This window comes from Gordonia spumicola (genome assembly GCF_009932475.1).
In the GTDB taxonomy this organism is placed as follows: Bacteria; Actinomycetota; Actinomycetes; order Mycobacteriales; family Mycobacteriaceae; genus Gordonia; species Gordonia spumicola.
In genome coordinates this window covers 431,544-456,686 of sequence record NZ_BJOV01000003.1, presented here as the reverse complement: position 1 = coordinate 456,686, position 25,143 = coordinate 431,544, and the positions used below count along the sequence as shown (strand labels likewise).

The following is a 25,143-nucleotide window of genomic DNA, read 5'->3' as shown; positions in this document are numbered from 1 at the left end:
GACATGACTGACGACCAGAGTCCCATCCGGTCTCTCGGCTACATGCGCATCGACGCCACCGACATGGCGGCGTGGCGCGAATACGGACTGAAGGTCCTCGGCATGGTGGAGGGCTCCGGCAACATCCCGGGCGCGCTCTACCTGCGGATGGACGACTTCCCGGCCCGCCTGGTGATCGTCCCGTCCGACCGCGATCACCTCGCGTGCTCGGGATGGGAGACGGCCAACGCCGCCGCGCTGCAGGAGGTCCGCGACCGCCTCACCGCCAACGACGTCGAGTTCCGCGAGGGCACGCCCGACGAGATCGCCGACCGCCGGGTCGCCGAACTCATCGTGTTCGCCGACCCGGACGGCAACGTCCTCGAGGCGTTCCACGGAGTCGCGCTGCAGCACCGTCGCGTGGTGAGCCCGTACGGCCACAGCTTCGTCACCGGCGAACAGGGCCTCGGTCACGTGGTCCTCACGACCACCGACGACGCCAGGGCGCTCGCCTTCTACCGCGACGTGCTCGGCTTCCGCCTGCGCGACTCGATGCGTCTGCCCCCGCAGATCGTCGGGCGCCAGGAAGGCGAGGAGCCCGCCTGGCTGCGGTTCTTCGGCTGCAACCCACGCCACCATTCGCTGGCGTTCCTGCCGATCCCGAACCCGACCGGCATCGTCCACCTCATGGTCGAGGTGCCCGAGGCCGACGACGTTGGCTTGGCCCACGACCGCGCGCTCCGCAAGAAGGTGCCCATGTCGGCCACCCTCGGTCGGCACGTCAACGACCTGATGCTGTCGTTCTACATGAAGACGCCCGGCGGCTTCGACGTGGAGTTCGGCTGCGAGGGCCGCCAGGTGGACGACGACGACTGGATCGCCCGTGAGTCCACCGCGGTCAGCCTCTGGGGTCACGATTTCACCATCGGAATGAAGGGCTAGGAAGGCAGAATGGCTCCCCAATCGCCGTACGGCACCGACGAGTTCGATTCCCGACAGTTCCGGACGGCGATGGGGCAGTTCTGCACCGGCGTCACCGTCATCACCACGCTCGACGCCGACGACAAGCCGGTCGGGTTCGCGTGTCAGTCGTTCGCCGCGCTGTCGCTCGACCCGCCGCTCGTCATCTTCTGCCCGATGAAGACCTCGCGGACCTGGCCGGTCATCGAAGCGCGCGGTTCGTTCGTCGTGAATGTGCTGTCGAACCGTCAACAGCAGGTCAGCGCGACCTTCGGAGCGCCGGGACAGGACAAGTTCGCGACCATCGACTGGGATCCGTCGCCCGCGGGCATGCCGGTGATCCGTGACAACCTCACCTGGGTCGAGTGCGACGTCGAGGCCGTCAACGACGGCGGCGACCACCACATCGTGATCGGCCGGGCCAAGGTGCTCGGCGAGGTGTTGCAGGACAAACCGCTGCTGTTCTATCGGGGCGGCTACCTCTCGACCGAGCATCCCCGCGTTACGCCCGCGCAGGAGGAACTCGAGAACTTCATCACGTGGAACGGCGGTGACACATGGCTGTGACGACTCCGTTCACCGAGGCCATCGCGCAGGCCGAGGCGATGATCGCGTCGGCGCCGTTCGCCGAGACCGACGCCGAGCGAGCCGAGGGCCTGGACTATCTGGCGGGCGGCATCTCGTCGATCCTGCAGTTGGCGCGCTCGCACTCCAAGAGCCATCCGTACTTCGTGACGTCCACCGGGCCGTACTCGAAGATGGGCCTGGACAACCCGGACACGCTGTACTATCACGCGACCGTCGAACCCGACGCGACGTACGTGGTCCGCGGAGTCCGCGGCACCACCGTCGACCTCAGCTTCCAGGTGCTGCGCGGCGACTACACGCCGACGAACGTGCCGGGCGGCGACGACGCGTTCGACGACCGCCGTATCCCGATCGCCGACGACGGCTCGTTCGAGATCACCTTCGGGCCTGCCCTCGACGAGGCTCGCGAGGGCTACTTCGTCCTCGGCGAGGGTGCGTCGATGCTCGCGGTCCGCGAGGTCTACAGCGATTGGGCCACCGAAGCCAAGGGCTCGGTGACCATCGAACGCGTCGACACCGTCGGCGTCGCGCCCGAGGAACCAGACACCGCCAAGGTCGCCAAGCGGTACGCGATCGCCGCGAAAATGCTGACGGCCCGCATCAACACCTGGTTCAACTTCCCGAAATGGTTCTACCTCGACGAGCCCGTCAACACCTTCACCGCGCCGCGCTCGACTCCGGGCGGACTGTCGACGCAGTTCTCGTCCGTCGGCCACTACGATCTGCCGGCAGGCACGGCGATGATCGTGACAGTGCCCAAGTCCGACGCCCCCTACCAGGGCTTTCAGCTCGGCAGCATGTGGTACATCTCGCTCGACTACGTGAATCACCAGACGTCGCTGAACTCGGCGCAGGCCCAGGTCGATCCCGACGGCAACATCCGCATGGTGATCTCGGCGAACGATCCGGGCGTCGCCAACTGGATCGAGACCACCGGTCGTCGCCGCGGCATCCTGCAGTTCCGCTGGCAGCGCACGGATGCGGCGGTCGCGCCGGAACTCGGTCCGACCGCGGTGGTCGTCGCCGACGCCGACGTCCCCGCACACCTGCCGTTCCACGAGCAGAACCGCATCGACACCGACGGTTGGGCCGAGCGCATCGCCGTCCGGCAACGCGCCTTCGCCCGTCGGATGCTCGGCTGACTCTCCGACCGATCCCGGGTTCCCGAGCGCAGTCGAGGGACCCATCGAAAGAGGAAACAATGTCTCTTCTGCAAGACAAAGTAGTCGTCGTCTCCGGTGTCGGTCCGGGGCTGGGCCGGTCGTTGTGCCTGCGGGCCGCGGCCAACGGCGCCCGCGTGGTGCTGGCGGCGCGCACGCCGTCTCGCCTCGACGAGGTGGCCGCGCAGGTCCGCGAGGCGGGCGGCACGGCGCTCGCCGTGCCGACCGACATCACCGACGACGCCGCCGTCGACGCCCTCGTACAGGCGGTGACCGACGAGTTCGGCGGCGTCGACGTGCTGATCAACAACGCCTTCGCGATGCCGTCGATGAAGCCGCTGGCCCGCACCGACTTCGACCAGATCACGTCGAGCCTGGACCTGACCGTCCTCGGCACGCTGCGCGTGATCAAGGCCTTCACCGCCGGGCTGGAGGCGTCGAAGGGCGCGATCGTCAACATCAACTCGATGGTCATCCGGCACTCCGAGCCCCGGTACGGAAGCTACAAGCTCGCGAAGTCGGCGCTGCTGGCGATGTCGCAGTCGCTCGCGACCGAACTCGGCGACAAGGGGATCCGCGTCAACAGCGTCGCGCCGGGCTACATCTGGGACGACCAGCTCAAGTGGTACTTCGGCGAGATCGCGAAGAAGTACGGCATCACGCCCGAGCAGGTGTACGAACAGACCGCGTCCAAGAGCGACCTGAAGCGGCTGCCCGAACCCGACGAGATCGCCGACGCCGCGGTGTTCCTGGCGTCGTCGATGGCGTCGTCGATCACCGGCCACACCCTCGACGTGAACTGCGGTGAATACCATGACTGAGCCCCGGACCGATGTCGGATCGGTCGACGATCTGCACGCCGCCGCGACCCGCACCGTCGGGCTGAGCGACTTCGGCGATCGGGACTACCTGCCCGCGTTGGAGAAGCTCCTGGAGTCGTATCGGGTGGACGCCGGGCTCACCGAGCTGGGCAGCAAGATGTTCCGGTTCTTCCTCAAGGGCGCGCTGATCGCGCGACTGTTGAGCGAGGCGGGATGGAAGAACAATCCGCAGTACGTCGACGTCCCGATCGAGCGTCCGGTGTTCGTCACCGGTTTGCCCCGGACCGGCACCACGGCCCTGCATCGCTTGTTGGCCGCAGACCCCGCTCACCAGGGGCTCGAGATGTGGTTGACCGAGTTCCCCCAGCCGCGGCCCCCTCGCGACACGTGGGAGGACAACCCGGTGTTCGCGCAGATCGAAGCGGGCCTGAACCAGCATCACGTGGAGAACCCCGAGTTCATGGGGCTGCACTACATGAGCGCGGGTGAGGTCGAGGAGTGCTGGCAGCTGCTGCGGCAGTCGATCATGTCGATCTCGTACGAGTCGCTGGCGTATGTCCCCACGTACTCCTCGTGGCTCGCCGACCAGGACTGGACGCCCGCGTACCAGCGGCACCGTCGCAACCTCCAGCTGATCGGCCTCAACGACCCCGGGCGACGCTGGGTCCTCAAGAACCCGAGTCACCTGTTCGCTCTGGATGCTCTGATGGAGGTGTATCCGGACGCGCTGATCGTGCAGACGCACCGGCCGCCGGAGACGATCATCGCGTCCATGTGCAGTCTCGCCGAGCACGCGACGGAGGGACATTCGACCGTGTTCACCGGTGACCGGATCGGCCAGACGCAACTCGACCTGTGGTCGCGCGGGCTCAAAGACTTCTCGTCGGCGCGCGCGAAGTACGATCCCGCGCAGTTCGTCGACGTCCAGTTCGACGAGCTCCGCGCGGACCCGTTCGCCGCCGTCGCGCGTGTCTACGACGCGCTCGGCGTCTCGCTGTCGGACGAGGGGCGTGCCGCGATGGTCGCCCTGGATGCCGATTCGCAGACCGGCGACCGTCGTCCCCAGCACAAGTACTCCCTCGCCGACTACGGTCTCACCGCAGACCAGGTGACCGCAGCCTTCGCCTGAGTGTCGCGAGGTGACGGTCGCGATCGTCGGTCGGCGGGAACGTCGAAGACCTTGTCGCAGCCGACTATCGATCGGGCTGATCAAAAGATTCGGTTGACCGAACATTCTGATTCGGTCTAACCTCCAGGGGTGTTGAAGCGACGTGTGATGTCCGGCCGGATACGTGCCGTGAGCCTGCTGGGTCCCGCGTTCGTGGCGGCGATCGCGTATGTGGACCCGGGGAACGTCGCGGCGAACATCACGGCGGGCGCGAAGTACGGCTACCTGCTCGTGTGGGTGCTTGTCGTCGCGAATGTGATGGCGGTGATGATCCAGTATCAATCGGCGAAGCTGGGCGTGGTGACCGGTCGGACGCTGCCGCAGACGATCGGTGACCGACTCGGTCGGAAGGCGCGTCTGGCGTACTGGCTGCAGGCGGAGGCGGTGGCTGGTGCGACCGACATCGCCGAGGTGATCGGCGGCGCGGTCGCCCTGTACCTGTTGTTCGGCCTGCCGCTGCCGATCGGCGGCCTGATCGTGGGTGTCGTCTCGATGGTGCTGCTGACGACCGCGAATCGTCGCTTCCAGCGACGATTCGAACTGATCATCGTCGTGCTGCTGTCCGTGATCGTCGTCGGGTTCCTCGCCGGGCTCTTCGTCGAGTCGCCCGATGCGGCGGGTGTCCTCGGCGGCCTCGTTCCTCGTCTCCAGGGCACCGAGACGGTGCTGCTCGCGGCGTCGATGCTCGGTGCGACAGTCATGCCGCACGCCATCTACCTGCACTCGTCGCTCGTCATCGACAGGCACGGGGCGTCGACCAGTACGCGTCGCATCGCCGGGCTGCTGCGCGCCACGCGTGTCGACGTGGTGATCGCACTGCTCGTGGCGGGCACCGTCAACATCGCCCTGCTCGTTCTCGCCGCGACGAGCCTCGCCGGTCGCGAGGGGACCGACACCATCGAGGGCGCGCACGCCGCGGTCGGCGACGCGCTCGGACCCGTGGTCGCGGCGGTCTTCGCCGTCGGACTCCTCGCGTCCGGCATCGCGTCCACCTCGGTCGGCGCGTACGCGGGCGGCGCCATCATGGCCGGTCTCGTGCATCGCCAGATCCCCATGCCGGTGCGTCGGTCGATCACATTGGTGCCCGCGATCATCGTGCTCGCACTCGGCGTCGAACCGACGCTCGCACTCGTCATCTCGCAGGTCGTGTTGAGCTTCGGCATCCCCTTCGCCTTGATCCCGTTGCGGCGCTACACGTCCGATCCGAAGCTCATGGGCGACTTCGTCGATCGCCGTCCGCTCCGTTGGGGCTCGCTGGTGTCGGTGGTGCTGATCATCGTCCTCAACATCGCGTTGCTGGTGCTGCTGGCGACCGGATCGGGCTGAGAGCGGCAGGGCTGTCCGGAAGTCCCATGCGTGGGGATCGCTCGGCACCATCTTCGGGTCGTAGCCGACTCCGCCGTCGCCACTCGCTCCTCATGGCTGCATCCGCTCCCTCCGCGAAAGGAGCGGATGCAGTCGAGGTGAGCGAGTACAGGCTTCGGGTCGACATTTGACGGAAGAATCCCGGAACGCGCGCGTAATGTTCCCCGATCGTGCCGATTTCGAGGCGTGCGGCACCTTGGGCGCTCGAATCGGGGAACATCAAACGCCGGGAACGGGCGCGAGGTCGGTGATGGTCACAAAGTAACGAGTTGCAGGGCTTCGTGCGGCCGACCGAAGAGTTGAGCGTCGGCTTGGGCTCGTTTGAAGTAGAGACCGATGTCGTGTTCCCACGTGATGCCGATGCCGCCGTGCAGCTGGATGGCTTCGCCGGTCACCTTCATGTATTGCTCGGAGCAGTGGACGTGCGCGGCCGCGGCGAGCTCCGCCGCATCGGGACGCCCCTCGACGACGGCGGCGATCGCCGCGGCGGAGATCGATCGCATCGACTCGACCGCCACGTACATGTCGGCCATCCGGTGCTTCAGCGCTTGGAACGACGCCAGGGTCCGCCCGAACTGCTTGCGGGCCGACGTGTACTCGACGGTGAGCGACAGGGCGCGCGCCGCACCGCCGACCTGCTCCGCCGACAGCAGCGCCCACGCGAACGTGCGGATGCGGTCGGCGATGTCCGGCGGTGACGCGATCGGCGTGGAGGCCACCTCGTCGAATCGGACGCGGGCGATCGCGCGTGTCGGGTCCAGGAGCGGCAGCGCGGTCACGGTGACGCCGGGGGCCGACGCGTCGACCTCGTGCAGCGTGACGTGCGACGACGTCCCCGACTGGCCCGCGAGGACGAGGAACGTGTCGGCGGTCTCGCCGTCGAGGACGTACTCGGCGGTGCCGGTGAGCAGGCCTGCCTCGGCGGTCACTCCGGGCCTGTCCCACCCGTCGCGAGACGCCCACGCGAGTGCGCCGATCGTCTCACCGGATGCGAGGCCGGGCAGGAGTCGTGCGGCGGCGTCGGAGTCACCGGACGCGAGGACGACACCGGCTGCCAGGACCGCCGACGAGAACACGGGGACCGGTGACAGCGTCGCGCCGAGCTCCTCGACGGCCAGGGCCGTCTCCGCCCACGACGCGCCGGCCCCGTCGAACTCTTCCGGAACGGCGAGGGCGGCGACGCCGACCTCCCCGCACAGCGTGTCCCACAGGTCGCGGTCGATGCGTCCGTCGGCCTGCATGGAGCGTCGGACGGACTCCGAACCTGACCGTTTGCGGAGCAGGTCGCGGATCGAGTCGGCGAGTGCGGCGCGGTCGTCCGCGCCGATCGGGGAGGTCACAGGGTCTCCAGAATCGCGGCGCGGTGGTACGCGGGGGTGCCCCACGCCGACAGCAGTGCACGGGTCTTCGTCAGGTAGAGCGACAGGTCGTGTTCCGCGGTGTAGCCGATCGCGCCGAGAACCTGCAGGCCGCGGCGCGACGCCAGGTAGGCGGCTTCGCCCGCGGCGACCTTGGCCGCGGCGATGTCGCGGCGCACATCGGTGCCCTTGGGAGCCCGACCGTCCAGTCCGACGGCGGCGCCGTGGACGAGGGGGCGGGCCATCTCGACGGCGATCGCGACGTCCGCGAGGTGATGCTTCACGGCCTGGAACGAGCCGATCTCCTTGCCGAACTGCTTGCGCGACTTCGCGTAGTCGGAGGCCATCTCGAGCATGGCCGAGCCGAGTCCGAGGAATTGCGCGGCTGTGGCGAGTGCACCGAGGTCGGCGGCCGCGGTGAGGTCGGCGTCGCCCATGCGCTCGCCTGCGGTCAGTGCGGCGACCCGGCGGGTCGGGTCCACCGATTCGAGCAAGTCGCCGTGCGACGCTGCGAACACGGCGTCGTCGGCGAGCAGGTACGGGGTCGCGACATCGGGATTCGTGGCCCGTGGCGCGACCGGTGCGAGGGCACAGGTGGCAGGCGTCCCGGACAGGAGCGCGTCCAGTTGCGGCGACGCGCCCAACACCGACGGGACCACGGCGAACGTCTCGCTGACCGGGCCGGGGAGCGCTGCGCGTCCGATGCGTTCGAGCGCCACCACCATCTCGGTGGCTCCGGCGCCGCTGCCGCCGATCTCGTCGTCGACGATCAGTCCGGTGATGCCTGCGTCGGCGAGCTGCCGGTAGACGGCGAGCGCGGGCGCGGTGTCGCTCTTCTCGGCCCAGGCGCGGGCGATGGCGACGCCGCCCGCACGTTCGAGGATGTCGTCGACGGTTCGAGCGAGGTCGGTGTGGATGTCGTTGAGGAGGAAGTCCATGTCTATCGGTCTCCGCGGGGCAGGCCGAGGAGTCGCTCGGCGATCACATTGCGTTGGATCTCGTTGGTGCCGGCGTAGATCGGGCCCGACAGTGAGAAGAGGTAGCCGTCCGACCACGATCCGGCGAGTTCGGCGTCGGCGCCGAGCAGGTCGAGGGCGGTCTCGTGGGCGGCGATGTCCCACTGAGACCAGAACACCTTGTTGATGGACGACTCGAGGCCGAGCTGTCCGCCCGCGGCGAGACGGCTCACCGTCTGGTACGTCGACAGTTCGTAGGCGCGCGAACCGATCCACGCGTCGGCGACAGCCTCATCGGACGTGGAGACCTCGTCGCGCCGGCTACTCCACAGCTCGACGAGGCGGTCGGTGGCGGCGAGGAATCGGCCGGGGGAGCGCAGCGAGAGGCCGCGCTCGTTGGCGGCGGTGCTCATCGCCACCTTCCAGCCGTTGTTGACGTCGCCGATCACCCCGGACTCGCCGGGGTTGGACGGGTCGTCGGGCACGAACACGTTCTCGAGGAACAGTTCGGCGAAGCCCGCCTCGCCGTCGAGCTGCGCGATGGGTCGGACGGTGACGCCCGGTGCGCGCAGGTCGAACATGAAGTATGTGATCCCGCGATGGCGCTGGGCGTCCTTGTCGGACCGGAACAGGCCGAAGCCCCAGTCGGCGAAGCTCGACCGTGAACTCCATGTCTTCTGGCCGTTGAGCAGCCAGCCGCCTTCGGTGCGAGTGGCCGTCGAGCGGAGCGACGCGAGGTCGCTGCCGGCTTCGGGCTCGCTCCACGCCTGACCCCAGATGTCCTCGGAGCGTGCCATGCGCGGCATGATCCGGGCGAGCTGTTCCGGGCTGGCGTGCTCGAACAGCGTCGGCGCCAGCAGGAAGATGCCGTTCTGGCTCACGCGTCCGGGAGCGCCCGAACGGTAGTACTCCTCTTCGAAGATCAGCCAGTGCAGCAGGGGGACGTCCCGGCCGCCGAACTCCTCCGGCCAGGACACGACGGACAGGCGGGCGTCGGCCATCTTCTGCTCCCACGCGCGGTGGGCTTCGAAGCCTTCGGCGGTGTCCATCGACGGCAGTGGCTGAGCGGGGACGTTGGCGTCGAGCCAGGTCCGGACTTCGGTGCGGAACGCCTCGGCGGCGTCGTCGAACAACAGGTCCATGTCGTCAGGCCTTCTTCTCTGCGGCGTTCTTCATCGACTTCGCGTCCATGCCGCCGAGCGAGTCGCCGGAGTCGGCGTCGTTCGCGGCGTGGGCGAAGTGGTGCCAGCCGAACACCGAGTCCATTGCGTTGCGCATGCCCATCTGGTCTTCGCAGATGTTGACGGCCTTCTTCGACAGGAACAGGCCCTGCATCGGCATCTCGGTCATCTGTGCGCAGAGCTCGTCGACCTTGGCCTGCAGTTCGTCGCGCGGGACGACGTGATTGACCATGCCCCAGTCGAGCGCCTGGGCAGCGGTGAAGCGTTGTCCGGTGAACAGGATCTCCTTGGCGCGGCGGGCGCCGAGGACGAAGGCGTGGGCGAAGTACTCGACGCCGGGGATGCCCATGCGGGCGACCGGGTCGGAGAAGAACGCGTCGTCGGAGGCGACGATGAAGTCGGCCGACCAGGCGAGCATCAGTCCGCCCGCGATACATGCGCCGTGGACCTGGGCGATCACCGGCTTCGGGATCTCGCGCCAGCGGCGGCACATTCCCATGTAGACCTCGATCTCGCGGGCGAGACGCTGATTGCTGTCCAGCGGCTGGCCGTCGCCGCGGGTGTGATCCCAGTGCAGCGTCGCGGTGTTCGGGTAGAACGTGTCGAAGTCGCGTTCGGGGGTGCCGATGTCGTGGCCCGCCGAGAAGTGCTTTCCGTTGGCGCGCAACACGATCACCTTGACCGACGCGTCGTCGACGGCCTTGCCGAAGGCGGCGTCGAGCGAGTAGGTCATCACCGAGTTCTGGGCATTGCGGTAGTCCGGACGGTTCAGCGTCACGTAGGCGACGGCACCGTCGGTCTCGTAGGCGACGGGCGTCGTGTCGGGGCCCAGGTCGTCACGCCCGAGGGGCGGAGGGATCACGGCGTTGCTCATGCTCACGACTCTAACCTAGCAAGTGCTTGGTTGGTAGTGGAGGTCTGTCAGCGTCTTGCCTGAGGAGGTCGCGAGGGCGAAAGGGTGACCAGAATCGTCGTCCTATTTTCCCTGGGCTTCCCTCGGGGGAAATAGGGCGACTATTCTGGGCTCGAATCTGCCGAGAGGGCTTGTGGGTGAAATGGCGTATCGAACACTGAAGTCGATCTTCCATCAGCGAGATCGGGCATACGCCGATGCGGAGGAACGAGCCCGTCGAGAGTCCCCGTCGGGAATCGAATGGGACCTACAGATCGGCGGGTGCACGATGTTCGCGGTCATGACGCCCGAGATCGTGGCGCTCATCGAGCGGATCATGACATTCGAGCCGAAGATTCGGAGCGAGTGGGACTGGCTGCCCATGCGCGCGCGGGAGCACTACCTCGACGCCATGATCATCGACGAGATCCAGGCCACCAATGAAATCGAACAGGTTCGGTCGACGCGCAAGGAAGTCAGTGCCGCGTTGGACGCACTCGCCGGCGATCGATCCGCGGGTTCGAAGAGGTTCGTCGAGATGGTGCGCCTCTATCTCGACATCGACAGTCCGAACACTCGCGGCCCCCAGACCCTGGCGGATGTCCGGGCGATCTATGACGCGGTGACGGCGGGAGAGATCGCCGAGAAGGATCTCCCCGACGGTGTCCGGTTCCGTGGCGGCACAGTCTCGATCGAATCGGGCACCAAGGTGGTCCACACGGGACTGGTCCCGGAGTCGGCCATCGACGACGCTCTCACCCTGATGTTGAGTCAACGGCGCGACGACTCGGTGTCGATGCTTCTCCGGGCCGTGGTCGCGCATTTCATATTCGAGTACGCGCATCCGTTCTATGACGGCAACGGCAGGACCGGACGATATCTACTCGCGCTCGACCTGCGGGAAGTCCTCGCTCCTTACGCGAGCCTGTCGTTGTCGGCGACGATTGCCGACAGCAAGGACCGCTACTACCGTGCGTTCTCCGATGTCGAAGACCCGCTCAATCGTGGGGATCTGACACCGTTCCTGATCGTGATGCTCGACTTGATCGCGCAGGCGCAGAGTCGACTGCTCACCGACCTCGCCGGCCGGAGGGGGGAGATGGCGAAGCTAGCCGATCGACTGGGCGACCTCGTCGACGGCGGGGTCCTCAGCGATCTGGGGACTGGGGTGGACCCGGACGATGTCAGCGCGATCCTGTACACGATCGGCCAGGCGTGGTTGTTCGACGCGAACCGTGCGGTCAAACTGCAGAGCGTGGCCGATTCGATCGGGCGCTCACCCAAGTACGTCCGTCCGCGGCTCGCAGCGTTGAACGATGCTGGAGTGATCGAGACGGTCACACGGAAGCCGTTGCGGTTCCGACTGTCGGCTCGGGGAGTCGAGCTGCTCGGCCTCGACTCTCTGTCAGGCTAGGGCATCCCGATGGTCAGCGTCGGCTCGCGGTGGGTGTGGACGGTGAGGTAGTCGAGGCCGTCGTCGCCCGCGGTGATCGAGCGGTGCGACTGCCTGGGCAGCCACAGCAGGTCGCCCGCGGTGACGGGCATGTCGATGTCGCCGGAGCCGATGCGCCCGGAACCGGCGATCACGTGAACCAGCACGTCCACCTCGCCGCCGACATGCTCGCCGATGGATCCGCCCGCGGGGAGCCGGATGACGTTCGAGTCGAGGCCGCGTGGGACCTCCTCGAGCTTCCACGCGACTGCGTTCGCGTCGACGGCGTCGCGGGTCAGATCTGTGGTGTTGGTGAGCTTGTGTGGCACGGCGGCGCTCCTGACTTCGGTGTCGAGTCCTTCCCGTCAGCGTAGTGCTCGCCGCGCCGCGCATCCGGCGTAACCGTCACCGCTGCGGGCGGGCAGTGCTCGCACAGGCAATGGTCGCCCGAACACGTGACGGCTACGCGCGCGAGGAGAGCGACGCGGCCGCTGACGCGGTCCGAGCTCCCCATTCACGCAGGGTACGACCGGTCATCGTGGTGTGCGGGCAGGAGACGACGGCGCCGATCACCCGGCCGTCGTCGATGATCGGTGCGCCGATGGTGACGGCGCCGGCTTCGGCGTCGTCAGTCAGTTCGTCGGAGAGGTAGTCGATCGCCGAGAGCTCGGTGAGCAGGCTGCCGACTCTGGCGCGCAGGGGCGGCGGGACGGAGTCGAGGGCCGACAGCGCGTCGATCACGGCGCGATGCCCGTCGGTGATCCGCTCGATCGAGTAGCCGCGGTCGCGGACTTCGTCGAGCACGTCGCGCAGTCGCGGGCGCTCTGCTTCGGGTGCGCGCGCTATCCACGCTTCCCGCGCCAGTGGCGTCGACCACGCCACGAACTCTCGGCAGATCGGTGGTCGGAGTCGGATCGGCCGATTGGGCTTCATCCACTCGTTCCCGGTCGGCACAGACTCCGGAGCGCGTTCGCGGGCTCCCCGAGCGCCTTCCTCGGCACCCCGAGCGGAGTCGAGGGGCCAGCAGTATTCGACGACGGTGATCGTCTCGTCGTCGATCCGGCGGGCGAGGAAGGCCGGCGCGCCGGTGTCGGAGACGAGGCTCTCGAGTGCGGGCCGGGCGTCGATCGCGAGGCGGTCGGATCCGACGGCGGTGCGTGCGGTGTGCAGGAATGACGGTCCGAGGCCGACCGTCCCGTCGTCGGCTCGGCGCGTGAGCCACCCGGCGTCGACGAGTTCGGCGACGATCGCGTGCACGGTGGCGCGTGGGAGCCCCGTCTCCCGGACGATGTCGGCGAGAGTGGGAGGGTGATCGGCGTGGACGACGTGGTCGAGCACGACGGTCACGCGCCTGGTGGGTGGGGAAGGTTGACGTGCGCTTCCGCCTTCGCTTACCGTCGATGTCACATTTGAAACACTAAGTGTCGAATATTCGACACGTCAAGGGAGGCTTGTTCGCCGTGATCTCCGAACTCGAAGCCGAATCGGTCCACATCTTCCGCGAGGTCGCGGCGCAGTTCGAGCGACCGGTGATGCTCTTCTCCGGGGGCAAGGACTCCGTCGTCATGTTTCACGTGGCACGAAAAGCATTCTGGCCTGCACCGGTCCCGTTCCCGCTCATGCACGTCGACACCGGTCACAACTTCGACGAGGTGATCGAGTTCCGCGACCGGATCGTCGCCGACACGGGCGCGCGCCTTGTCGTCAGCAGTGTGCAGGACGACATCGATGCGGGTCGAGTCGTCGAGCAGACGGGGCCCGGCACATCGCGCAACCGTCTGCAGACCGCTGCGCTCCTCCGAGGCATCCGGGACGGGAAGTACGACGCCGTGTTCGGCGGCGCCCGGCGCGACGAGGAGAAGGCGCGCGCGAAGGAGCGCGTGTTCAGCTTCCGCGACGCGTTCGGCGCCTGGGACCCGCGCAACCAGCGGCCCGAACTGTGGAACCTGTACAACGGTCGCCACTCGCGCGGCGAGCACATCCGCGTGTTCCCGCTGAGCAACTGGACCGAGCACGACATCTGGGAGTACATCGCCGCCGAGCGGATCGACCTTCCGTCCATCTACTACGCGCACGAGCGGGCCGTCGTCCCGCGCGACGGGATGCTGCTCGCCGACACGCGCTTCCTCGTGAAGTATCCGGGCGAGACGAGCCGCGTCGAGCGGGTCCGGTTCCGGACCGTCGGTGACGCCACGTGCACGGGCTGCGTGGAGAGCGACGCCGACACTCCGGAGAAGGTGATCGACGAGGTCGCCTCGACGCGCGTCACCGAGCGCGGCGCCACCCGCGCGGACGACCGCATCTCCGAGGCAGGCATGGAAGACCGCAAGAAGGAGGGCTACTTCTGATGAACGCTCCCACATCCGACCACGGCCGCAACGACCTGCTCCGCATCGCCACCGCGGGCAGCGTCGACGACGGCAAGTCGACGCTCATCGGTCGTCTCCTGTACGACTCGAAGTCGATCTTCACCGACCAACTCGAGGCGATCGAGCGGACCAGCGCGCAGCGCGGCGACGAGACCGCCGACCTCGCGCTCCTCACCGACGGCCTGCGCGCCGAGCGGGAACAGGGCATCACGATCGACGTCGCCTACCGCTACTTCTCGACACCCGCGCGGAAGTTCATCATCGGCGATTCGCCCGGCCACGTGCAGTACACGCGCAACATGGTGACCGGCGCATCGACGGCCGACCTCGCGATCATCCTCGTCGACGCGCGCAAGGGCGTGTTGGAGCAGACGCGTCGGCACGCGTTCCTGTCGTCATTGCTCGGGATTCCGCACCTCACGGTGTGCGTCAACAAGATGGACTTGGTCGACTTCTCGCAGGAGCGCTACGACGAGATCGTCGACGAGTTCACCACGTTCGCGGCCAAGCTGAACGTCACCGACGTCATGTTCATCCCGATATCGGCGCTGCGCGGCGACAACGTGGTCGACAAGTCGGACGCCATGCCCTGGTACACGGGGCGGTCACTGCTGGAACACCTCGAGACGGTGCACATCGCATCGGACCGGAATCTGATCGACGGCCGGTTCCCGGTTCAGTACGTGATCCGCCCGCAGCGGGGGGACGGGTTCGATCATCGCGCGTTCGCCGGGACGATCGCGGGCGGCGGCTTCGCCGTCGGCGACAAGGTCGTCGCGCTTCCGGGAGGCTTCGGGACCGAGATCGCGAAGATCTGGGGTCCGGGCGGGCTCGAGCTGTCCGAGGCGACGGCAGGCGACGCGGTGTCGGTCGAACTGGCCGACGAGATCGACATCGTCCGAGGTGACATGCTCGTCCGCCCCGGCAACCGTCCGCACGTCGGACGGGACATGGACGCGATGATCTGCTGGTTCTCGGAGTCGAGTTCGCTCGCCGAGGGCAACACGTACCTGATGTTGTGCGGCACCAGGCAGACGCGGGTGTCGGTGACGTCGCTGACGTACCGGCTCGACGTCAACACTCTGCATCGTGACGAGGACGCCGGTTCGGTCGACCTCAACGAGATCGCCCGCGTCGCGCTGCACTGTCAGAAGCCGATGATGTTCGACGAGTACCGCCGCAACCGGCAGACCGGCAGTTTCATCCTCATCGACGAGGCCACGAACGCGACGGTCGCCGCGGGCATGATCGGCGCGCCCGTCGCGCACGACACCAACGTGGTGTGGCAGGCGACGAAGGTGGCTCGCGAGCACCGCTCGTACCGTGGTGCGACGATCTGGCTCACCGGGTTGTCCGGGTCGGGCAAGTCGACGCTCGCGACCGAGTTGGAGCGGCGGTTCGTCGCCGAGGGGCGGCCCGCGTACCTGTTGGACGGGGACAATCTCCGGCACGGTCTCAATGCCGACCTCGGGTTCGGCGACGACGACCGCCGCGAGAACATCCGACGGACAGCCGAGGTCGCATCGTTGTTCGCCGATTCCGGCGCGGTCGCCCTGGTGTCGTTGATCAGCCCCTTCGCCGCCGAGCGGCAACGCGCCAGGGAGATCCATGCCGCGCGTGATCTGCCGTTCTACGAGGTCTTCGTCGACACGCCGCTCGACGCGTGCGAGGCCCGCGACCCGAAGGGCCTGTATGCGCGTGCCAGGGCCGGGGAGATCTCTCAGTTCACCGGCATCGACTCGCCGTACGAACGTCCCGTCACCCCGGAATTGGTGATCCGCCCGTCCGACGGGACTCCGTCGCAGATCGCCGATCTCATCCTCGAGCGGTTGGGGCTGTAGGTCGGGGCTCGTCGGCGTCCTCGAGTCGTCGTGCTTGAGCCAGGAGCGAACGTCGCTTGCGGAACAGGAGGACGGCGACTGTCGCCGGAATCCCGATCAGGACCATTCGACCGACGATGTATCCGATCAGGTAGGCCGGTGCGGCCGAGATGCTGACGGTTCCCTGGCTGACCGCGGAGCCGAGGAGCATGATCACGGCGAGCGCCGCCGGGATGGCGCCGTAGAAGGCGAAACGCCTGGCGCGTGAGCGGAGTTGCCGCACGAAGACGGCGTTGTCGACAGCGGACCAATCAGTCATGTCGGAATGTTAGCAATATGGTTGCTGACGTTGTGTCTCATCGCTGCACCCGGACGAGGGCCGCCCGGACGTCCGACGCGGTGAGGGTCATGAGGTCGGCTTCGGTGAGGGCGGCGACGTCGTCGGACGAGGCGAGGCGGTGCTCGCGTTCCTCCTCGGCGGCTTCGATCAGGTTGCGGACGTGGCGTCCGTTGCCCGCGACGTCGACCGCTCTGCGGGAGCCGATCGTCGAGGCGCAGAGGCCGGTGAACGACGCGAGCAGCGTCTCGCAGGCCTGCGCCGACAGTCGAGAGTCGCGGCCGTCCGCGATCGACTCGGCGATCCGGACCAGCTCGGACGGGCTGTACGAGTCGAATCGGATGCGCCTGGAGAAGCGTGACGCCAGTCCCTCATTGGAGGCGAGGAGGCGGTCGATCTCGTCGTCGTACCCGGCGATGATCACGACGAGGCGGTCGCGGTCGTTCTCCATGCGGGCCAGGAGCGTGTCGACGGCCTCGCGCCCGAAGGCGTCGCCGCCGGACAGGCCCTCCTGGATCAGGGTGTACGCCTCGTCGATCAGCAGGACGCCGTCGAGGGCGCGGTCGATGACGGCCGACGTCTTGGGCGCCGTCGATCCGAGGTGCTCGCCGACGAGGTCGCGTCTGCTGACCTCGACGACGGTGTCGGTCGCCAGAAGGCCGAGGCCTCGATACATGCGGGCGACGATCCGTGCGACGGTCGTCTTGCCCGTTCCGGGTGGTCCGGTGAACGCCAGGTGCAGCGAGCGGGACTGAGTGCGCAGCCCTTTGGCCGCGCGCAGGTTCGCCAGGCGCACCGACGACCGCAGCCGGGCGACCTGGTCTTTGACCTCGACGAGTCCGACCTGGGCGGCGAGGTCTGCGTCGGCGTCGTCGCACTCGGACGGTTCGTCGAGGGCGGGCTCGGGTCCGTCGACGACGAGCCGGAACGCCGGATCGTCGAGGGCGCGGCGCGCGTCCGACAGCGACGGGTCGAGGGCGAACGCCTCCTGGAAACAGCGACGCGCCTGCGTCTCGTCGCCTCGGGTCCGCAACGCCATGCCGATCGCGAAGGTGGCCGCGGCGCGACAGTTGTCGAGCGAACTGTCCCGCGCCGCCGACAGCAGTCGGATGCCCTCGTCGAACACCCCCGACTGGATGCACGCGGTGCCCGCGACGTAGTCGGCCGCGGCGAGGAGCATCTCGTCGGACCAGCCCGAACGGCCGCCGAGCAGCCGCAACGCGCCGGTCCAGTCGCCGGAACGCAATGCCAGCACGGCCCGGCAGTAGACGACGATCGGCTCGTCGCCGGACACGCTCGACAGGACCACGCGGGCGCCGTCGAGATCGCCGCCCGCGATCAACGACGAGGCGTATGCCGCGCACGCTCGGTCGGCGGTGGTGATCGGATAGTCGACGAACAGTCCGACGGGAGCGAGGCCTGCGAGCGATCCGCGGCACAGGCCGACGCGCCGCTGTTGGACGCCGATCGACGTCCGGGCCTCGAACAGGCCGTGCAGGGTCTCGCCCGACCGGTCGCCGGACGCCAGACGGCCAAGCCAGGCGTCGCCCATCGTCGGGTCGAGTTCGGTTGCGCGGGTGAACGCCTGCCGAGCGGGCGGCGGGTCGTCGGCGATCAGGAAGCCGAGGCCTGCAAGCCCGGCGTCGAAGCAGTCGCGTGCACGCAGATCAGTCATTGAGTCCCCCAACTCGGCTGTGGGGACCAACCTTAATGCCGCGGGCGGCGCGTACGGGCGGAATCGGAATAAAGGCCTATCCTGGAAGATTTCCGGCGAGCGCGTCTCTGAGTGCGACGGTGGGCAGGGAACTGCAGATGCCATGAAGAAGGATTGCGGCATTCGACAGGCGGTCGTCTGTCTCGTCCGGTGCGAGAGACCGATAGATCTCACGTTGCTCGACGGGCGATAGTGCGGTGTAGTCCGAGCAGGACATCGATTCCCAATCGGCAGGGTCTGTCCGGTGTGAGGTAGGAGTCTCGGGGGTTGCCGTCACCGTGCGAGTGGTCGTGACCAGTTCGGTCGAAACCGGTGCCGACGAAGTGGGTTGTTCCGTTGAATCGCCGCAAGCGATGCAGCTGATGACGGCTATCGCGACCAGCAGCAGGAATGCTGCGAGGGGCTTCGCGATGAAGCCTGTTGAACCGTTGTTCATCGACTGCTCCTCAGCGCGGGAGGCGCCCGGCGAGGGCGTCGGAGATCAGGAGGTCGGGGAACGCGGCGCAGCCTGTGCTCAACAGTTGGGCGGCGGTGGAGAGCGCCTCGGCGGGCGCCTGGTTTCCGTTGGCCTTGATGACGGCGACCTGCTCGGAGAGCGACAGTTCCGAGTACTGCTTGCACGTCATCGTCTGCCAGCCGGCGGGCGCGGGGACCTCCGAGACCGGTGCGTCGGTCGTGGGCGTAGGGATGGCCCACGACGTGGTGGTGGACGTCGACGTTGCGGACAGTTCGGCCGAGTCGACGGTGGCGACGCCGTCGGTGGTGCATGCGGCCAGTGCGACGGTCGCGGCGCCGAGTGCCGCGACGACTGCGATGCGTGCGCGAAGAGCGGTGGTCATGAGGTCTCCGGTCCGTCCGTTTCGGGTCGAACAGAACGCTACCAATGACGGCGCGGCCCGGTCGGCGGATGGCGTCGCAGGGCGTCGACCGGAGCATGAAGTTCCCTGACATAGAATGTCTGGTGTGAGCGCCCAGGTAGACACCGTTTCCAACGCCGCCGACACTCCCGATCAGTCCCAGCCGTGGGCTGAACTCGGTCTCAAGGAGGACGAGTACGCGCGAATCCGCGAGATCCTGGGCCGCCGCCCCACGGACGCGGAGCTCGCCATGTACTCGGTGATGTGGTCCGAGCACTGCAGCTACAAGTCGTCGAAGGTCCACCTGCGCTACTTCGGCGAGACGACGACCGATGAGATGCGTGCGGGCATGCTCGCCGGCATCGGCGAGAACGCGGGCGTCGTGGACGTCGGCGACGGCTGGGCCGTGACGTTCAAGGTCGAATCGCACAATCACCCGAGCTACGTCGAGCCCTACCAGGGTGCGGCGACAGGCGTCGGAGGCATCGTCCGCGACATCATGGCGATGGGCGCCCGCCCGATCGCCGTCATGGATCAGCTGCGCTTCGGCGCGGCCGATCACCCCGACACCCGTCGCCTGGTGGACGGCATCGTCCGCGGCGTCGGCGGCTACGGCAACTCCCTCGGCCTGCCGAACATCGGCGGCGAGACGGTCTTCGACGCCAGTTACCAGGGCAACCCGCTGGTCAACGCGCTGTGCGCCGGAGTCATGCGCGCCGAGGACCTGCACCTGGCGTTCGCGTCGGGCGCGGGCAACAAGATCATCCTGTTCGGCGCCCGGACGGGTCTCGACGGCATCGGCGGCGTGTCGGTCCTCGCCTCGGAGACGTTCGACGAGGAGTCCGAGTCGGGCCCCAACCGCAAGAAGCTCCCGAGCGTCCAGGTCGGCGACCCGTTCACCGAGAAGGTCCTCATCGAGTGCTGCCTGGACCTGTACCGCGAAGGTCTTGTCGTCGGCATCCAGGACCTCGGCGGAGCGGGACTCTCGTGCGCGACGAGCGAGCTGGCCGCTGCGGGCGACGGCGGCATGCACATCGAACTCGAGAAGGTCCCGATGCGCGCGGTCGGCATGACCCCGGCCGAGGTCCTGTCGAGCGAATCGCAGGAACGCATGTGCGCCGTCGTCACGCCGGACAACGTCGACAAGTTCATGGAGGTGTGCCGCAAGTGGGACGCCCTCGCCACCGTGATCGGCGAGGTCACCGACGGCGAGCACCTGGAGATCACGTGGCACGGCGAGACCGTCGTCGACGTCCCGCCGCGCACCGTCGCCCATGACGGCCCCGTCTACAACCGTCCCGTCGAGCGCCCGAGCTGGCAGGACGACGTGATCGCGTCGACCACCGCGGGCCTGGGGCGTCCCCAGACCGGCGACGAACTGCGCGAGACGTGTTCCTCAAGATGATCGCCAGCCCCGCGCTGTGCAGCCGCAAGTTCATCACCGAGCAGTACGACCGCTACGTCCGCGGCAACACCGTGCTCGCCGAGCACGCCGACTCCGGCATGATCCGGATCGACGAGGAGTCGGGCCGCGGCATCGCGCTCGCCACCGACGCGTCGGGCCGCTACACCTACCTCGACCCGTACCAGGGCGCGCAGCTGGCGCTCGCCGAGGCGTACCGCAACGTCGCGGTGTCGGGGTCGAAGCCGAGTGCGGTGTCCAACTGCCTCAACTTCGGTTCGCCGGAGGACCCGGCCGTGATGTGGCAGTTCAGCCAGGCCGTCCGCGGTCTCGCCGACGGCTGCGCGCAGCTCGGGATCCCGGTGACCGGCGGCAACGTCAGCTTCTACAACCAGACGGGTTCCACCGCGATCCTCCCGACTCCGGTCGTCGCCGTGCTCGGTGTGATCGACGACGTCCGCCGTCGCATCCCCACCGGCATCGGCACCGAGCCGGGCGAGACGCTGATCCTGCTCGGCGACACCCTCGACGAGTTCGACGGGTCGATCTGGGCGCAGGTGGAACACGATCATCTCGGCGGCGTGCCGCCGAAGGTCGATCTCGAACGCGAGCGTCTGCTCAGCGACATCCTGATCGCCGCGTCGCGCGACGGTCTCGTCTCGGCCGCGCACGACCTGTCCGAGGGCGGCCTGATCCAGGCTGTCGCCGAGGCGGCGCTCGCCGGTGAGACGGGTTGCCGCGTCCTGCTGCCGGAGGGCGCGGACCCGTTCGTGTGGCTGTTCTCGGAGTCGACGGGCCGTGTGCTCGTCGCCGTTCCGCGGACCGAGGAGACCCGTTTCACGGGCATGCTGACCGCGCGTCAGATGCCGTGGACGCGCATCGGCGTCGTCGATCAGGGCAGCGACGAACTGGAGGTCCAGGACCAGTTCGCGGTGAAGCTGACCGATCTGCGCGCCGCCCACGAGGACACGCTTCCGGCGCTGTTCGGCTGAGCCACTCCCGCGGCGTGCGTCGTCCCTCCGATCGTCTTGCGCGGTCTTCCCCCGATCGTCGAGCGCAGTCGAGACGTCCCGTGCGTCGTGCGGCCGATTCGATCGGCTCGCTGCTGCGGGTCCCGACGGCGGGGCTCGTCGGGGCGACGCTGTTCTTCTGCATGTCGATGACGCCGTCGCTGCTGCCGAGGGACTGGATGTTCCAAGGGCTCATCGGCGGCATCAGCGCGGCGATCGGTCACGGCGTCGGTGTCGTGGTGGCCGCGGCCTGTCGCAGGTGGGTCGCTCCGCGACTGTCGTTCTGGCCGCCGACCGACGTTGTCCGCACGCGCATCCACCTCGGGCTGCGGGTGTTCTGCGTGGTCGCATCGGTGTTGATGCTGATTCCCGCCGTCGCCTGGCAGCGCCGTCTCGCCGACATCATGGGCACCACGCCGCCGACGTTGATCGGCTATTCGAGGACGCTCCTGCTGAGCGCGGTGATCGCTCTCGGCATCATCGCGATCGCGCGTGGACTGCGCGACGAGAGCCGCTGGGTCGCCGGACTGTTGATGCGGCGGTGGCGGGTGCCGCGGCGGATCGCGCTCGTCGCGGGAGCCGTCGTCGTCGCCGTCGTGACGTACCTCTTCGTCGCCGGTGTCGGCGTCCGTGGCGGCTATGCCGCGTTGAACTGGGCGTTCAGTGTCCAGAACGACACCACGCGCGACGGTGCGGTGCAACCGACGGAACCCGAGAAGTCGGGCAGTCCGATGTCGAAGGCGTCGTGGGACTCGCTCGGCTTCGAGGGGCGGAACTTCGTGTCGGGCGGGGTCGGCGCCGCCGAGCTGAGTCGGCTCACCGGCAGACCGGCGAAGGAGCCGATCCGCGTGTATGCGGGGTTGGAGTCGGCGGGCGACACCGCCTCACGCATGCGGGTGGTCGTCGACGAACTCGAACGGACCGGAGCCTTCGACCGCAAGACGCTCGTCGTGATCCCGACGACGGGCACCGGCTGGGTGAACCCGACCGCGGCGCAGACGATCGAGCTCGTCTCCGGCGGCGACTCCGCGCTCGTCGCCGCGCAGTACTCCTACCTGCCCAGCTGGTTGTCGTTCGTCGCCGACCGCCCGGCGGCCGCTGCGGCGGGCCGAGCGTTGTTGGACGCCGTCCATGAGCGGTGGGCGACCAAGCCCGCGAATCATCGCCCCAAGCTGTACATCTACGGGGAGAGCCTCGGAACGCAGGCCGGGGAGGGCGCGTTCGATTCGCTCGCCGACATCCGCAGCACGGTGGACGGCGTGCTCTGGGTGGGGCCGCCGAACTCGAATCCGTTGTGGCGCAGCCTCACCGAACGCCGGGACCCGGGGACTCCGGAGGCGGAGCCGACCTACGCGGACGGTCTCGTCGTCCGATTCGCGAACGACACCGCCGGAATCGAGCGGAATCACGGGCAGTGGCTGTCGCCGCGGATCCTGTACATCCAGCATCGCTCCGACCCGGTCGTCTGGTGGTCGACGGATCTGCTCTTCACCCGCCCCGACTGGCTCGCCGAGCCGCCCGCGGGCGACCGTCACCCGTCGATGCGGTGGTTCCCGATCGTCACGTTCTGGCAGGTCAGTGCCGACCTCGGCAATGCCGCGGGCGTGCCGGACGGGCACGGCCACAACTACGGAACTCAAGTGCTGGACGGTTGGGTCGCCGTCACACATCCCGCGGGCTGGACCGACGCCGACACCGAACGCATCCGGCACGCGCTCGTCGAACTCCGCGGCCACGACGGGCCGGAGAAATAGGACTCACGCTCGGGCGCCGATCCTCCCTGTCGTTCGTTTGAATGAATCCGCGCGAAAGTGAGCGACCCGGGGACTCTTGTTCTGCCGTGGTACGGGATTCCTTTTCAAGATGCGGTCCGGCGCGTCTTCCAGAAGTTCGCTCGTTTCGACGGCCGCGCGAGTCGTGGGGAGTACTGGTGGTGGGCGCTGGCGAACGTCGTGGTCGTCGTCGTTCTGGAGGCGATCGCGATGGCCGGTCGCGGAGGGGCACTCGGTTTCCTGATCTCCATCGTGCTGCCGGTGTACGGCCTGGCTGTGCTGGTTCCGTCACTGGCTGTCGCCGTCCGCCGATTGCACGACGCCGGGTACAGCGGACTGATGATTCTGATCGGCCTCGTCCCGGTGATCGGCGGCCTTGTCGTGCTGGTCCTCCTGTGCATGGACAGCAAGCCCGAAGGCGCCAGATTCGACCAGCGACGCTGACGGCCGTCGTCGCTCGAGGCTCGCACCGCGGAGTGCTTAGGTGCACTCAGTGCAGGTCTCGTGTGGGCAAGGCCACGTCCGTGAGCTAAAGTTCGGGCAATCCAGAACGCTGAGAGGACTCTGAAACACATGACGACCCCCAACGACCCCTTCGCCAAGCCGGGCGACCAGCCCTCCAACGGCGACCAGCCCTTCGGCGGCCAGCCGCAGTACGGCGCTCCCCAGCAGCCGCAGTACGGCGCTCCTCAGTACGGTGCGCCGCAGCAGCCGCAGTACGGTGCTCCCCAGCAGCCGTACGGTGCGGCCCCGCAGTTCGGCTACCAGGGCCCGCAGACGCCGGAGCCGGACAACAACCTGGTGTGGGCGATCCTGACGACCGTGCTGTGCTGCCTTCCGCTCGGCATCGTCGCCATCGTGAAGTCGACCTCGGTCAGCAAGCTGTGGGCCGCAGGCGATCACGCGGGCGCTCAGCAGGCGGCCGACGACGCCAAGAAGTTCGCGATCTGGGGTGCGGCGGCCGGCGCCATCGTCCTGGTCCTGTACATCATCTTCATCGTCGTCCTCGGAGTGGCGGGCTCCAGCGGCTACTGACCGTCGATCTGCGCAGCGGCTCGGGTCGTGTTCACGCGAACACGACCCGAGCCGTTCGTGCGTTAGAGTGCGACGATTGATTCAGAGTTAGGAACGCCGGTCGATGACAGTGCCTCACGAGTTCGAGCCAGACAAGGGCAGCGGGCATCCCCAGTACGGGCAGCCGCACCCGTACGGTGCGCCGCAGCCCTGGGCTCCCCAGTACGGGGCGTCTCAGTATGGCGCGCCGCACGGGACTCCTCCGATGCTCAAGCCGGACGACTACCTCGTGTGGGCGATCCTGGCGACGGTGATGTGCTGCCTCCCCCTGGGCATCGTCTCGATCGTGAAGTCGACTTCGGTGAGCAAGCTCTGGGCCGTGGGCGACTTCGCCGGGGCTCGGAAAGCGTCGGAGGATGCGAGGACGTACGCCATCTGGAGTGCGGTCGCCTCGGTGATCCTGGTCGTCGTCAGTGTGATCGCGTACGCCGTCCTCTTCGTGATCCTCGCGTCCGCGGGCTCATCCACATCGACCACCTACTAGTCGCATGAACAGTAGTGCTTTCCTCGCGAATGTCGGCCGCCATCGTGTCCTGACTCCGGTGCTCGGTGTCGGGGCTGCGGCCGCCGTGTCCGCAATCGTGCTGGTCGGTGATCCGACGACACCGGGCGGATTCCTGCCGCCCTGCCCGACGAAGACGTTCTTGCACATCGATTGCCCGGGCTGCGGATCGACGCGCGCGCTGTACAGTCTCCTTCACGGAGACATCCAGGCTGCGCTCGCGTACAACGCGCTCGGAGTGATCGCCATGGTATTGCTCGTCACCGCATTCGTCGCCCACGTCATCGGGCTCTGGCGGGGGCGAACCGTGCGGAGTTGGCAGCATTGGCGATACACGCCGATGATCGCGTTGGTGGCGACGTCGATCTGGTTCGTCGTGCGTAACCTGCCGTTTGCTCCATTCTCTTCTTTGAAGGTGTAATAAGC

General features: G+C 67.9%; 24 protein-coding genes and 1 pseudogene. 15 read left to right on the top strand and 10 right to left on the bottom strand.

Features of this window, described 5'->3' with window-relative positions:
- Nucleotides 1-3 precede the first annotated feature (3 nt).
- From hsaC to GYB83_RS08205, 6 genes are all read left to right on the top strand, one after another.
- Nucleotides 4-921 (top strand): iron-dependent extradiol dioxygenase HsaC, encoded by a 918-nt coding sequence (hsaC, locus tag GYB83_RS08230; RefSeq protein WP_161895026.1) that lies wholly within the window; start codon nt 4-6, stop codon nt 919-921.
- A 9-nt stretch (nt 922-930) separates the two neighbouring features.
- Nucleotides 931-1,506, top strand: coding sequence for a 3-hydroxy-9,10-secoandrosta-1,3,5(10)-triene-9,17-dione monooxygenase reductase subunit (hsaB, locus tag GYB83_RS08225; RefSeq protein ID WP_161895025.1), 576 nt, complete (start codon nt 931-933; stop codon nt 1,504-1,506).
- Complete coding sequence (locus tag GYB83_RS08220) at nt 1,497-2,669, top strand: hypothetical protein (protein WP_161895024.1); 1,173 nt, start codon at nt 1,497-1,499, stop codon at nt 2,667-2,669. The genes hsaB and GYB83_RS08220 overlap by 10 nt, the downstream gene beginning before the upstream one ends.
- Before the next feature lie 59 nt (nt 2,670-2,728).
- Nucleotides 2,729-3,508 carry an SDR family oxidoreductase gene (locus tag GYB83_RS08215; protein ID WP_161895023.1) on the top strand — a complete coding sequence of 260 codons (780 nt, stop codon included), beginning with the start codon at nt 2,729-2,731 and terminating at the stop codon, nt 3,506-3,508.
- Complete coding sequence (locus tag GYB83_RS08210) at nt 3,501-4,637, top strand: sulfotransferase family protein (RefSeq protein WP_161895022.1); 1,137 nt, start codon at nt 3,501-3,503, stop codon at nt 4,635-4,637. The genes GYB83_RS08215 and GYB83_RS08210 overlap by 8 nt, the downstream gene beginning before the upstream one ends.
- Nucleotides 4,638-4,784: 147 nt before the next feature.
- On the top strand, nt 4,785-6,002 hold the full coding sequence (locus GYB83_RS08205) for an Nramp family divalent metal transporter (RefSeq protein WP_161895567.1): 1,218 nt from the start codon (nt 4,785-4,787) through the stop codon (nt 6,000-6,002).
- A 293-nt stretch (nt 6,003-6,295) separates the two neighbouring features.
- On the opposite strand, the gene GYB83_RS08200 is transcribed toward GYB83_RS08205, so the two are convergent.
- From GYB83_RS08200 to GYB83_RS08185, 4 genes are read right to left on the bottom strand one after another with little or no spacing between them, the layout of a single operon-like run.
- Nucleotides 6,296-7,381, bottom strand: coding sequence for an acyl-CoA dehydrogenase family protein (locus GYB83_RS08200; RefSeq protein ID WP_161895021.1), 1,086 nt, complete (start codon nt 7,379-7,381; stop codon nt 6,296-6,298).
- Nucleotides 7,378-8,337, bottom strand: coding sequence for an acyl-CoA dehydrogenase family protein (locus GYB83_RS08195; RefSeq protein WP_161895020.1), 960 nt, complete (start codon nt 8,335-8,337; stop codon nt 7,378-7,380). Before GYB83_RS08195 ends, GYB83_RS08200 begins: the two co-directional genes overlap by 4 nt.
- 2 nt (nt 8,338-8,339) lie before the next feature.
- Nucleotides 8,340-9,497 carry an acyl-CoA dehydrogenase family protein gene (locus tag GYB83_RS08190; RefSeq protein WP_161895019.1) on the bottom strand — a complete coding sequence of 386 codons (1,158 nt, stop codon included), beginning with the start codon at nt 9,495-9,497 and terminating at the stop codon, nt 8,340-8,342.
- 4 nt (nt 9,498-9,501) lie between these two features.
- A complete protein-coding gene (locus tag GYB83_RS08185; protein WP_161895018.1) occupies nt 9,502-10,410 on the bottom strand; it encodes an enoyl-CoA hydratase in 909 nt (302 codons plus the stop codon).
- Nucleotides 10,411-10,729: 319 nt separating this feature from the next.
- On the opposite strand from GYB83_RS08185, the gene GYB83_RS08180 reads away from it, so the two are divergent.
- Nucleotides 10,730-11,842, top strand: coding sequence for a Fic family protein (locus tag GYB83_RS08180; protein ID WP_228461306.1), 1,113 nt, complete (start codon nt 10,730-10,732; stop codon nt 11,840-11,842).
- Here GYB83_RS08180 and GYB83_RS08175 read toward each other — a convergent pair.
- Nucleotides 11,839-12,189 (bottom strand): cupin domain-containing protein, encoded by a 351-nt coding sequence (locus GYB83_RS08175; RefSeq protein ID WP_161895016.1) that lies wholly within the window; start codon nt 12,187-12,189, stop codon nt 11,839-11,841. The genes GYB83_RS08180 and GYB83_RS08175 overlap by 4 nt on opposite strands.
- A gap of 133 nt (nt 12,190-12,322) precedes the next feature.
- Complete coding sequence (locus tag GYB83_RS08170; protein ID WP_228461305.1) at nt 12,323-13,207, bottom strand: helix-turn-helix domain-containing protein; 885 nt, start codon at nt 13,205-13,207, stop codon at nt 12,323-12,325.
- Nucleotides 13,208-13,320: 113 nt separating this feature from the next.
- Here GYB83_RS08170 and cysD point away from each other — a divergent pair, with 113 nt between their 5' ends.
- Both cysD and cysC read left to right on the top strand, forming a co-directional pair.
- Nucleotides 13,321-14,208: a sulfate adenylyltransferase subunit CysD gene (gene cysD, locus GYB83_RS08165; RefSeq protein WP_161895014.1), complete on the top strand. Its 888-nt coding sequence runs from the start codon at nt 13,321-13,323 to the stop codon at nt 14,206-14,208.
- Nucleotides 14,208-16,070 (top strand): adenylyl-sulfate kinase, encoded by a 1,863-nt coding sequence (gene cysC / locus GYB83_RS08160; RefSeq protein ID WP_161895013.1) that lies wholly within the window; start codon nt 14,208-14,210, stop codon nt 16,068-16,070. The genes cysD and cysC overlap by 1 nt, the downstream gene beginning before the upstream one ends.
- On the opposite strand, the gene GYB83_RS08155 is transcribed toward cysC, so the two are convergent.
- The 4 genes from GYB83_RS08155 to GYB83_RS08140 form a co-directional block, all read right to left on the bottom strand.
- A complete protein-coding gene (locus GYB83_RS08155) occupies nt 16,045-16,368 on the bottom strand; it encodes a hypothetical protein (protein ID WP_161895012.1) in 324 nt (107 codons plus the stop codon). The two genes, cysC and GYB83_RS08155, sit on opposite strands and share 26 nt — an antisense overlap.
- 37 nt (nt 16,369-16,405) lie before the next feature.
- Nucleotides 16,406-18,061 (bottom strand): AAA family ATPase, encoded by a 1,656-nt coding sequence (locus tag GYB83_RS08150; RefSeq protein ID WP_161895011.1) that lies wholly within the window; start codon nt 18,059-18,061, stop codon nt 16,406-16,408.
- 76 nt (nt 18,062-18,137) lie between these two features.
- On the bottom strand, nt 18,138-18,536 hold the full coding sequence (locus GYB83_RS08145; RefSeq protein ID WP_161895010.1) for a hypothetical protein: 399 nt from the start codon (nt 18,534-18,536) through the stop codon (nt 18,138-18,140).
- A gap of 10 nt (nt 18,537-18,546) precedes the next feature.
- On the bottom strand, nt 18,547-18,939 hold the full coding sequence (locus tag GYB83_RS08140) for a hypothetical protein (protein WP_161895009.1): 393 nt from the start codon (nt 18,937-18,939) through the stop codon (nt 18,547-18,549).
- A gap of 124 nt (nt 18,940-19,063) precedes the next feature.
- On the opposite strand from GYB83_RS08140, the pseudogene purL reads away from it, so the two are divergent.
- From purL to GYB83_RS08110, 6 genes and pseudogenes are all read left to right on the top strand, one after another.
- Nucleotides 19,064-21,351, top strand: a pseudogene (gene purL / locus GYB83_RS08135) (phosphoribosylformylglycinamidine synthase subunit PurL).
- 80 nt (nt 21,352-21,431) lie between these two features.
- On the top strand, nt 21,432-23,123 hold the full coding sequence (locus GYB83_RS08130; RefSeq protein WP_228461303.1) for an alpha/beta hydrolase: 1,692 nt from the start codon (nt 21,432-21,434) through the stop codon (nt 23,121-23,123).
- 57 nt (nt 23,124-23,180) lie between these two features.
- Nucleotides 23,181-23,585, top strand: coding sequence for a DUF805 domain-containing protein (locus GYB83_RS08125; protein ID WP_161895008.1), 405 nt, complete (start codon nt 23,181-23,183; stop codon nt 23,583-23,585).
- Nucleotides 23,586-23,714: 129 nt separating this feature from the next.
- Nucleotides 23,715-24,176, top strand: a complete 462-nt coding sequence (locus tag GYB83_RS23365; RefSeq protein ID WP_186349741.1) for a CD225/dispanin family protein — start codon at nt 23,715-23,717, stop codon at nt 24,174-24,176.
- A 103-nt stretch (nt 24,177-24,279) separates the two neighbouring features.
- Nucleotides 24,280-24,699 carry a CD225/dispanin family protein gene (locus GYB83_RS08115; RefSeq protein WP_161895007.1) on the top strand — a complete coding sequence of 140 codons (420 nt, stop codon included), beginning with the start codon at nt 24,280-24,282 and terminating at the stop codon, nt 24,697-24,699.
- Nucleotides 24,700-24,757: 58 nt separating this feature from the next.
- A complete protein-coding gene (locus GYB83_RS08110; RefSeq protein WP_228461301.1) occupies nt 24,758-25,138 on the top strand; it encodes a DUF2752 domain-containing protein in 381 nt (126 codons plus the stop codon).
- The last annotated feature ends 5 nt before the right edge of the window (nt 25,139-25,143 follow it).